This window comes from Meiothermus luteus (genome assembly GCF_003574085.1).
Lineage (GTDB): Bacteria > Deinococcota > Deinococci > Deinococcales > Thermaceae > Meiothermus > Meiothermus luteus.
Window position 1 is genome coordinate 1 of the sequence record NZ_QWKZ01000101.1, and the last position, 9,803, is coordinate 9,803.

At 64.4% G+C, this 9,803-nt stretch carries 9 protein-coding genes; 3 read left to right on the forward strand and 6 right to left on the reverse strand.

The window, feature by feature from the left end; translation table 11 throughout:
- Together Mlute_RS12425 and Mlute_RS12430 are read left to right on the forward strand one after the other, a co-directional pair.
- Positions 1-897: AI-2E family transporter (locus Mlute_RS12425; protein WP_147371086.1), on the forward strand; the 897-nt coding region annotated here is incomplete at its 5' end.
- Positions 898-900: 3 nt separating this feature from the next.
- The gene (locus tag Mlute_RS12430) at positions 901-2,037 is read left to right on the forward strand and encodes an AI-2E family transporter (protein ID WP_119360940.1); all 1,137 of its coding nucleotides are present in this window, start codon (positions 901-903) and stop codon (positions 2,035-2,037) included.
- A gap of 2 nt (positions 2,038-2,039) precedes the next feature.
- Here the strand turns inward: Mlute_RS12430 and Mlute_RS12435 are convergent, their stop codons facing one another.
- The 3 genes from Mlute_RS12435 to Mlute_RS12445 form a co-directional block, all read right to left on the reverse strand.
- Entirely contained in the window at positions 2,040-2,855 is an 816-nt protein-coding gene (locus tag Mlute_RS12435) for a menaquinone biosynthetic enzyme MqnA/MqnD family protein (protein WP_119360941.1), read from the reverse strand.
- Complete coding sequence (mqnE, locus tag Mlute_RS12440) at positions 2,852-4,018, reverse strand: aminofutalosine synthase MqnE (RefSeq protein WP_119360946.1); 1,167 nt, start codon at positions 4,016-4,018, stop codon at positions 2,852-2,854. The genes Mlute_RS12435 and mqnE overlap by 4 nt, the downstream gene beginning before the upstream one ends.
- Before the next feature lie 104 nt (positions 4,019-4,122).
- Positions 4,123-5,937 (reverse strand): menaquinone biosynthesis decarboxylase, encoded by a 1,815-nt coding sequence (locus Mlute_RS12445; protein ID WP_119360942.1) that lies wholly within the window; start codon positions 5,935-5,937, stop codon positions 4,123-4,125.
- Between the two features lie 139 nt (positions 5,938-6,076).
- Here Mlute_RS12445 and Mlute_RS12450 point away from each other — a divergent pair, with 139 nt between their 5' ends.
- Complete coding sequence (locus Mlute_RS12450) at positions 6,077-6,607, forward strand: NUDIX hydrolase (protein ID WP_119360943.1); 531 nt, start codon at positions 6,077-6,079, stop codon at positions 6,605-6,607.
- Here the strand turns inward: Mlute_RS12450 and Mlute_RS12455 are convergent.
- The 3 genes from Mlute_RS12455 to Mlute_RS12465 form a co-directional block, all read right to left on the reverse strand.
- The gene (locus tag Mlute_RS12455; RefSeq protein ID WP_119360944.1) at positions 6,594-7,415 is read right to left on the reverse strand and encodes a response regulator; all 822 of its coding nucleotides are present in this window, start codon (positions 7,413-7,415) and stop codon (positions 6,594-6,596) included. The two genes, Mlute_RS12450 and Mlute_RS12455, sit on opposite strands and share 14 nt — an antisense overlap.
- Positions 7,416-7,485: 70 nt before the next feature.
- A complete protein-coding gene (locus Mlute_RS12460; RefSeq protein WP_119360945.1) occupies positions 7,486-8,211 on the reverse strand; it encodes a DUF4388 domain-containing protein in 726 nt (241 codons plus the stop codon).
- Positions 8,212-8,227: 16 nt separating this feature from the next.
- The coding region (locus tag Mlute_RS12465) for a hybrid sensor histidine kinase/response regulator (RefSeq protein WP_147371087.1) at positions 8,228-9,803 on the reverse strand (1,576 nt) is incomplete at its 5' end.

Here is a 9,803-nt window from a genome sequence, read left to right on the forward strand (position 1 = left end):
GGCCTGGTGTACCTGGGGGTAGGGCTTTTTCTGGGGCTTTCCTCCTACCTAATCGCCGACATGGTGGCTGTGCTGGCCCGCTTTAGCGCAGAGCTGCCCCGGTTGCTGCAGCCCTGGTTGGTCTGGATTGACAATCTGCCTTCCCGGGTGGGCCAGATTGAGGTTCCCCCAGCCCTAGAGGGGGTTTTTTCCCAGGTGGCCCAAAGCCTCCAGACCCTCCTGCAGGGATTCACCCAGACCCTTCTGCAAGCCCTACAGGCCTTGCTGAGGCAAGGGGGAAGCCTGGTGGGGTTTCTGGCCTCTTTGGTGGGGGGGGTACTGCAGTTTTTCGCCGCCCTCATCATCTCTATTTACCTGCTTTACGATCTGCCTAAAATCTCAAGCACCCTCCTCGCGGCCATCCCCCTTCCCTACCAGCCGCTGGCCCTTGACCTGGCGGTCAAGTTGGATCGCGCGGTGGGGGGCTACCTCCGGGGGCAGATTGTGGTGGCGGCCTGCGTGGGGATTTTGGTGGCGGTGGGGTTTTGGGTGTTTGGGGTGCCAATGGCGGGGGCTTTGGGGTTTCTGGCCGGGGTGTTCAACATAATCCCTTATGTGGGGGTCATCGTTTCCACGGTGCCTGCGGTCCTGCTCGCCTTGAGTGCTGGGGGGTGGCCGCAGGTGCTGGCGGTGCTGGTGGTGGTGGTGCTGGCCAACCAGGTGGAAGCCCACCTGCTGGGCCCCCGCATCCTGGGCCAGGCCACCAGCCTGCATCCGGTGAGTGTGATTGCTGCTTTGCTGATAGGCTCGAGCCTCTACGGCCTGGCCGGGGCTTTGCTGGCGGTGCCCCTGGTGGCGTTTTTGAAATTGCTTTACGTGGAGTTCTATCAAAAAAGCCGCTTTTACCTCGAGGGATGAGCCATGCGGGAGACGCTGGAGTGGGCCTGGCAGAACCCCTGGATGCGGTTTCTGGCCTATTTGGCGTTGATGGTCCTGGGCTTCGCTGTCCTGAGTTGGGTGGTGAACGGGGCTCGTGGGGCGCTTGGCATCGTGGCGGCGGCTTTTGTGTTTTCATACGTGGTGAGCCCGGTGGTGGCTTGGTTTGAGGCCCGTGGCCTGGGCCGGGCCTTGGGGGTGGCGGTGGTCTTCGTGGGGATGCTCCTCATCCTGGCCTTTTCCACCGTGCTTTTGGCCAGCATGGTGGGCCAGCTAGCCCAGCTGGCTGCTGGCCTGCCCCGCCTGCTGCAGCCGTTGGTGAGCTGGGTGCAGGGCCTGCCCGACCAGATAGGTCAGGTGGAACTACCCCCGGTGCTGCTCGAGGCCCTGACCCAGGCCACCTTGAACCTGCAGGACCTGCTTGCAGCCTTCACCCAGCTTCTCCTCCAGGCCCTGCAGGGGGTGCTGGCCCGGGGGGGCAACCTGCTGGGCTTTTTTTCTTTCCTGCTGGGGGGCGCTTTTCAGCTCCTCACCGTAATCACCCTCTCCATTTACCTGCTTTACGACCTGCCCCGGGTGGGCGCGGCTATTTTCAAGGTTATCCCTGAGCCCTTTCAGCCCACGGCCAAGGAGCTGGCCCGAAAGGCCGACCTGGCCTTTGGCGGGTATGTGCGGGGTACAATCCTAGGCGCGGTGGCCAATGGGTGGGTGGTCGCGCTGGCGATGTACCTATCTTTTGGAGCTTTCCAGGGGTTTGGCCTGGAGGTGCTTACCCAGGCCACGGTGCTGGGCTTTTTGGCCTTTGTTTTTAGCTTTGTACCGGTGCTTGGGGTGATTATCTCGGCCATTCCGGCCCTGGTGCTGGCCCTGCCCTTGGGGTGGCTGGCCTTTGGGGTGGTGGCCTTTGCCCTTTGGCTTTGCAACCAGATTTCGGGGTTTATCTGGCCAATTATCATGGGCCGAACCACCAGCCTGCACCCGGTGACCGGTATTGCCGCAGTCCTAATTGGCGCCTCGCTCATGGGCCTGGGCGGGGCCTTGCTGGCGGTGCCCCTGACGGCTTTTCTGAAACTGCTCTACACCGACTACTACCTGCGCAGCCGCTTCTACCGCGAAGGCTAAGCTTAGACATCCCAGTAGTCGTTGGGATAGGGCAGCCCCACTGCCTGGGCGAAGGCCTGTAGGCCCAAGCGGTCGGGGACCTCCAGGTGGTAGCGGAAGTTCCACAGGTAGTGCTGCATGAGCCTTTCGGGAACCCCTAAGCGCTGGGCCTCACTCCCGGCCACCGCAGCCAGGTTGCCAAGCCCCAAGGAGCGGGCCTGGCGCAGCCTGCGCACGATTTCCGGTGGAGGAGGGGCGTTTTTTCGGGTGGTCCAGACCGCGAACACGAAGGGCAGACGGGTGCGTTCAAACCACTTCATGGAGAGGTCGGTGATGCGGACGCCCTCGAGCTCGCTGGGTACCTGGTGTACCGACTCAGGGATGACCGAAAGCAGGCTGCAGTAGGTGGTAATGGCCCGGTCGCCTATGAGCAGAACCCCATCGTAGCGCTCCAGTAGCTCCAGACCCCCCTGTTCTGGGAAGAGTTCGGCCCTCACGCCATCGGCTCTTAGCAGGTAGCGCAGGAGCTCTACCGAGGTGGCGCTCTCGGTGGTGATGGCCAGGCGCCTTAGGGCCTCCCAGGGCTTCCGGTGGAAGAGGTTGACCGAGTAGACCGGCCCTAGGTCGGCGATGCTGAAGTCGGGCAGGGGCCTGAGCCGGTCGGCGTTTTTCAGGTAGAAGTACGAGGACACCAGGCTTAGGTCCACCGAGCCTTCCAGGAGCCACTGGTTGAGCTGGGTGGGCACCCCGTAGCGGAAGGCGATGCCGTCGCCTTCCTCCAAGAAGTGGTACAGCGGGGCCACATTGGCGTAGCGGGGAATTCCGAGGACGTAGCTCATATCCGAAGGGTGCTGGCCCCACCGGGCCTTTGTCCCTGGAGGCTTGGGGCGGGCTTTGCTTCGTAAACCCGCAGCTCGTTGTAAAGGGCGTCGCGCTCCACCGGAATCCGGCCAGCGGCCCGGATGAGTTCCACCATCTTCTGCCTGGAAAGCCCCAGCGGGCTGGTGGCCCCAGCGGCGTGGGCGATGTGCTCCTCGATGATGGTGCCGTCAATGTCCGAAACACCCCAGTCAAGCGAGACCTGCACGAGCTCGGAGGAGATCATCACCCAGTAGCCCTTGATGTGGTCAAAGTTATCCAGGTAGAGCCGGGCCACGGCCAGGTTGCGCAGGTCGTCTAGGCCGGTGGTGAACTCGGTCTTGCCCAGGTTGAAGGCCAGCGCGTTGGCGTCGGGCTGGAAGGCCAAGGGAATGAAGCTGTAGAAGCCGCCCGTTTCGTCCTGTAGCCTACGCAGCCGGTCCATGTGGTCCAGCCGCTCTTCCAGGGTTTCGATGTGGCCGTAGAGCATGGTGGCGTTGGTGCGGAGGCCCAGGCCGTGGGCCTCGCGGTGGATTTGCAGCCACTTCTCGGCCTTGACCTTGTTCTTGGCTATTTGTTTGCGGACCCGCTCGGCAAAAATTTCCGCGCCCCCGCCCGGCAGGGCGGCCAGGCCAGCCTCCTTGAGCTCCCGCAGAACCTCGAGGGTCGGCTTTTTACTGATCCTGGACAGGTGCTCTATCTCAGCCGCGGTGAAGGCCTTGATTTGGAGCCCGGGGAAGTTTTCCTTTAGGGCCCGCACCATGGCCGGGTAGTAGCTCCAAGGACGGGTGGGGTGATGGCCGCTGGACATGTGCAGCTCGGTGAGGCCCGGTTCCCACTTTTCCCGTACCTTGGCCACCACCTCCTCCACATCGTAGTCCCAGGCTCGGGGGTCGTTCTTACGGGCGGCGAAGGCGCAGAAGGTGCAGCCCACGTAGCAGATGTTGGTAAACTCGAGCCTAAGCGAGTGCACGAAGTAGGTTTTGTGCCCGTGCTTTCGCTCCCGCACCCGGTTGGCCAGCCACATCAGGGTGGGGTAGTCGGGGGTTTGGTAGAGGAGCAGACCCTCCTCAAAGCTCAGACGCTTGCTGGCTTCCACCTTGTCCACAATGGGGGCCAGCCGCGGGTCGCGCAGGGGGGGGATGTAGCGGTTGCCCGTCATCGGGGCAATCCTAACACCCCGGCCTTCTTTGGATTGTGCCGCCGGTAAAGGGGTGGGGGCCCAGTGCCTTTGGGAAAGGGGGTTTCTCAGGGAGTTCTTGCCACTTTGGGTGGTAGGGGGGGGAGGCCCAAGCTGGCCCAGCGCTCGTCCACCCGCCGCACAACCTCTGGGGCCATGGCAATTTTGGGGGGCCAGGGGCGCTCAAAACCCTCCTCAGGCAGCTTTCGGGTGCCGTCCAGCACCAGCACTGGTCCCTCTACTCCCTCCATCACCCAAGCGTCCCGCTCGGGGTCTATGTTGTTGAGCACCGCCCACATGACCTCGTCAAAGTCCAGGTGGGTATCGGCGTCGGTTAGCAGCAGCAGCCGGATGCCCCTGCTTTGGGGGGTGTTCAGGAGCCTTTCCGCTACGGCTCGAGCCTGGTGGGGGCGGGCTTTCTCAAAGGTGGCCATCCAGATACCGGGAAGCTGGGCTTGGCGTACGCCGGGCAGCTCGGGGAGCTGGCGGTGAGCCTGCGGCACAAAGGGCAGTCCCCTCCCCTCCTCAGGCAGCTTGCGGGTCCCGTCCAGGATGAGCTTGCCCCCGTAGCCCATGGCCCGGCTGCTGTGGTCCAGGACGTCTATGGGCCCGCGGGAGATGAGGGTGTCCCGCCCCGGCAGGGCGTGTTGTAGGGCGGCTTGAAGGGAGGCCGGGCCCTTGAGGGGGGCTCCGGCGTCCAGCACCACCAGCACCTTGGCGAACATCATCTGGCCTAGGCCCAAAAGCCCGTTGGCCACTTTGTAGGCCTGGCCGGGGTAGGCCTTTTCTATCGCCACGTTGACCCAGTTGTGGGCTACGCCGGGGGGAGGCATGTGGTAGTCCCGAATCTCCGGGAGGATGAGCTGGGCCGCGGGGAGGAAGAGGCGCTCGGAGGCCTCTATGAGGTAGGCGTCCTCCATGGGGGGGCGCCCCACGATGGTGGCCGGATAGACCGGATTTTTGCGGTGGGTGATGGCGGTAACGTGGAAGCGAGGGTAAAAGTCCTCCAGGGTGTAGAAGCCAGTGTGGTCGCCAAAGGGCCCCTCCAGCACCAGTTCTTCGGTGGGGTCCACATAGCCCTCCAAGACAAACTCGGCCTCGGCGGGGACGGGTAGGTCTACGGTCACGCCGCGGGTCAGCTCAACTGGTTTTCCCCTTAGGAACCCGGCCAGGTTGAACTCGTTGACCCCGGGGATTGGAGGCACCGGGGCGGTGGCGGCGTAGGTCAGGATGGGGTCACCGCCCAGGGCCACCGCGACCTCGAGCCGCTGCCCTAGCCTCTTGGCCTTCTCGTAGTGCCGCCGCCCCACCTTGTGAAGCTGCCAGTGCATGGCGGTGCTCCTTTGGTCCAGCACCTGCATGCGGTACATGCCTAGGTTGAGCTCCCCGGTCTCGGGGTCTTTGGTGATGACCAGCGGCAGGGTGATGTAAGGCCCCCCGTCCAAGGGCCAGCACTTAAGGATGGGAAGCTGGAAAAGGTCCACCGCATCGCCGCGCAGCACCACCTCCTGCACCGGCCCGCCCCGCACCCTTCGGGGGAAGAAGCCCTTGAGCTGGCCCAGCTTGGGCAGCAGGGTTAGGGCAGCTTTTAGACCCCCCCCGCCGGGATTGAGCTGGAGCAGGTTCCCTACCCGGGTGGCCAGCTCGTCCAGGTTTCGGACCCCCATGGCCCGCGCGGTGCGCTCCGCGGTGCCGAAACCACCGATGAAGACAGGGAATTTGCGCCCTTCTACCCTTTCAAACAACAAGGCGGGTCCCCCTGCCTTGACCATCCGGTCGGCAATTTCGGTGATTTCCAGCTCACAGGAGACCGCCTCGCGCACCCGCACCAGTTCTCCGGTTCGCTCGAGGTCAGCGATGAAGGCTTGGAGGTTCTTGTACATCTGCCCCAGGATAGCCGATGGCCCCAAGCAGAACATGGGGCTACGTTGCGATGGCCTCTGTGCTTTTGTGCACGACAACCTCCGGAAATCCGTGTACACTTAGGGAAGAGCCCACTGCGGGGCACCCGAAAGAACAAATATGCGTTATTCAGTCGGAACACACCGCCGCCGACCCAAGCGCGGCATACGCCGGAACGCCGCGCCACAATCCCGCCGCCGGGTTACCTCGGCGGGGGGGGTGGTGCTGCGCGAGCGCTCTGGGGGTAGAGGCCTAGAGGTCTTGCTCATCGCCATCAAGGACGGGCGGGTTTGGAGCCTGCCCAAAGGACAGGTGGAGCCGGGGGAACGCTACCCACAGACCGCCGTGCGCGAGGTTTGGGAGGAGACCGGTATCCGGGCGAAGGTGCTGGCCCCTTTGGGCAGCATTCGCTACCACTTCACCGTGCGCGACGATGGGGTTCAGACCACCGTGACCAAGGAGGTGCACCACTTCCTAATGGGGTACGTGGCCGGCCTGCCCCGTCCTCAGAAGGAGGAGGTGGACGGGGTGGACTGGGTGCCGGTGCGCGAGGCCTTGCGGCGGCTGGCCCACCAGAACGAGCGGAACGCGGTGCTGCGGGCCTTGGCTTGCTGGGAGGCCTTGGCTCCCAGCGGGGCTAAGCCAAAGTAGCCTGGTCCTCCAAAGCCGCCCTGAGCTGGGGCATCTGCTTGAGCACCAGGTAGCGGACCACCCCGGTGCCCACGGTGCCGCGCAGCGTGAGCACAAGGGTGAAGCGGGGGTTGATGCGGCTGAGCAGGAGGGTTTTCCCGAGGTACTCTAGGGCCATGGTCTGGACCGCGGCAAGCTGGTATTTTTCCCCCAGCACCCCCGCGATGGAAAGCAGGGTGTGCAGGTAGGTGGCCAGCAGTTCGGGCTCTTCAAAGGGCTGGCCGGCTCGAGCCCGTAGTTGGCCCCCAGGCCCGATGACCAGGGCGGATTCCACCTCGGGCTTGTCCAGGAAGGGTTTGAGTTCCTCCTGCAGTCGGTCTGGGGTTTCCGCAGGCTGTGGAGGGGGCAGGGGTTGGGGCTCTTCGGATGCCTCAACGGAGGAAGGGGGTATGGGGCGGCTCGCTTTAAGGGCCCGCTCAACCTTGGGGAAGAGGTCGTCGGGGGTGAAGGGCTTGGAGACCACGTCAAAGGCCCCGGCCTGACGGGCTTGGGCGATGACGCCGTCGTTGATGATGCCGGAGATAAGGATGACCGGCACGTCCTGGGTGGCCTGGTCGCTCTTTAGCCTTTGGCAGAGCTCAAATCCGCTCATTCCCGGCATGACCACATCGGCGATGACCAGGTGGGGAGCGTTGCGGTGGATGGCCTCCAGGCCCTGTTCGGCTGTTTCGCTGGTGGTGACGCTGAGGCCGCGGGTGGAGAGTAGGCGCTCCAGCACCTTGCGCACGCTGGTGCTGTCGTCCACGACTAAGACTCTTGCTCCTTGCATAGCTAAGCCAATGGTAGGGGCTAACTGAGGTTGGGGCGGTGATGTGTAACCATTACGGGCACAGCCGGTTTTAGTGCAGGCCCTGCTGCCGGTGGTCTATCTCCACAGCCAGGGAAAGGAGGAGCTGGTCGGTGCTTTTGCGGATGGTGATGGGTTCTAAGAAGAAGTCGGCCTCGCTTAGGGGTTCAAATTGAAAGCGGCCTTGCTTGACCTTCTCGGCCTTCAGAAGCAGGTGCAAGACCGCGTCTTCCCCGGTTTTTTCGCCGTACTCAGCGTGGACAAGCTGGCCCTTGCTGAAGAGCCAAGTAGCCCTTTCCCCACCGATGTCCAGCCGCAGCCGCCCGGTTTTGGCCGATTTGGCCAGCCACTGGGCCAGTTCAAAGAGGTTCATGTCCCCCAAGTAGCCCTGGATGCCGGCGTTGCTGGCCTCAGCGCCGTGGGTCTTGCGGGTGAGCTCCAGGATAAGCCGGTAGGCGCTGCGGACCACCTCCGCGGCCGGGGTGTGGGTGGGCAGCACCAGGTCAAACTCGCCGGTCTGGGCGGGGGGTGTATCGGAGAGCAGGATGAAGGGCACCAGGGCGAGCTGGGGGTCGGAGCGGACCAGCTCAAAGAACTCGAGGCCGCTCAGGTCGCTGAGGGTAGGGGCGCTCACGATGACATCGGGATGATTGCGCTCCAGCAGGGTCATGGCGTAGAGGGCGCTGTCCTCAATCCGCGCCTCAAACCCCGACAGGGCGAAGCTCTCCTTGAGCGAAGCGCCTTGGGTGGGTTGGCTGGTCAGGATCAGGGCCTTCATAAAGCTCCTTTGGGGGCTAGTTGGCCCGCAAGAAACGCTCCAATTCTACCTGGTCAGCGGGTTTGGTCAGGTACGCGTTGGCCCCCAGCTCCAAGGCCAGGTCGCGGTGCTTGGGGGAGGCCCGGGTGGTCAGTACGGCCACCGGTAGGTGGGCCAGGTGAGGGCGGCGGCGTACCTCTTCCAGCAGCTCAAAACCCGACAGTCGGGGCATCTCGAGGTCGGTGACGATGGCCTGGAAGGGCTGCTGTTCTAGCAGCTCCAGGGCTTCTTGTCCGTCGGCGGCAGTGACCACCGCGTAGCCAGCTTTGCGCAGCATCTGGGCCACCACCTTCCGCACCGAGAGGGAGTCGTCTACCAGCAGCACAGGGAGGCGGTGGGGGGGTTTGGCCTCGGCTCGAGCGGGGCTAGGGGCGGAAGTGGCGAAGGAGAGCAGCCCGCTGGGGCTCAGCACCAGGATGACCTCGCCGCTGGGCGATAGGGTGGCCCCCATCAGGTGAGCGAGCTCAGAAAGGGGAGCCCCCAGGGGTTTGACCAGGGCCTGCTCGAGGCCGATGAACCGGTCGGCGGCCAGGGCGACCCACCGCCCACCCCGTCCTTCCACCAAGGCCAGCGCGTACTCCTCCGGGACTTCCACCTCGGTCAGGCCCAGGAGGGGGGCCAGGGGAAGAATGGGGACCGGCTGGTCCTCGTAGACCAGCTCGAGCTGGTCGCGAGGCGCGCTGAGCAGGGTGAGGAGGCTCTCGCGCGGTAGGGCCAGCTTTTGTCCGCCTACCTCGAGCAAGAGTAGGTCGGCGACCACCAGGTTCTGGGGGATGCGCAGCCGGAAAGTGGTGCCCAGGCCCTCCCGGGTTTCCACGCTCAGCTCCCCCCGCAGACGCCGCACCGTGCTGGCCACCACGTCCATGCCCACCCCGCGCCCGGCCACGTCGCTTGGGCTTTCGGCAGTGGAGAGTCCGGGGATGAACATTAGCTCCAGGGCTTCTTCGGGGCCCAGGGCCTCCACCTCGGCCCGGGTGCGCAGCCCTTTTTCCACCGCCTTTTGCTTGAGGGCCTCTAGGTTGATGCCCCGCCCATCGTCGCTCACCTCTACCACCAGGGTGTTGCGCTGGGCGTAGGCCCTCAGGGTCAGGAGGCCTTTGGGCCCCTTGCCCCGGGCCAGCCGTTCCTCGGGGCTTTCTATACCGTGCATGAGGGCGTTGTTGACCAGGTGGATGAACGCCTCGGAGAGGCCGTCTAGGACCACCGAGTCCACCTCCACCGCCTCTCCCTGGAAGCGCACCTCTACCTGTTTGGGGCCTGCAATCTGCTGCACCTGCCGGGCCAGGCGCTGGTAGAAGCGCCCGATGGGCACCAGGCGGGCCCGGCTCACCTCGCTTCGCAGGGCCTGCACCAGGTTGCCGAACCCCTCGGTTTCTTGGCGGAAGGCCTTAATCTGCTCGCTCAGGGCGGCGCGCACCTCGGAAAGGTCGCTGGTCATCTCTTGGATGGAGCGGGCTAGGATGTTTAGGTCGTCGTAGCGGTCAAACTCCAGCTCGGTGAAGAGCTCCCGCACGGTCTTGCCCAGGGTGTTTTGGGGGGGCAGGGGCTGGGGG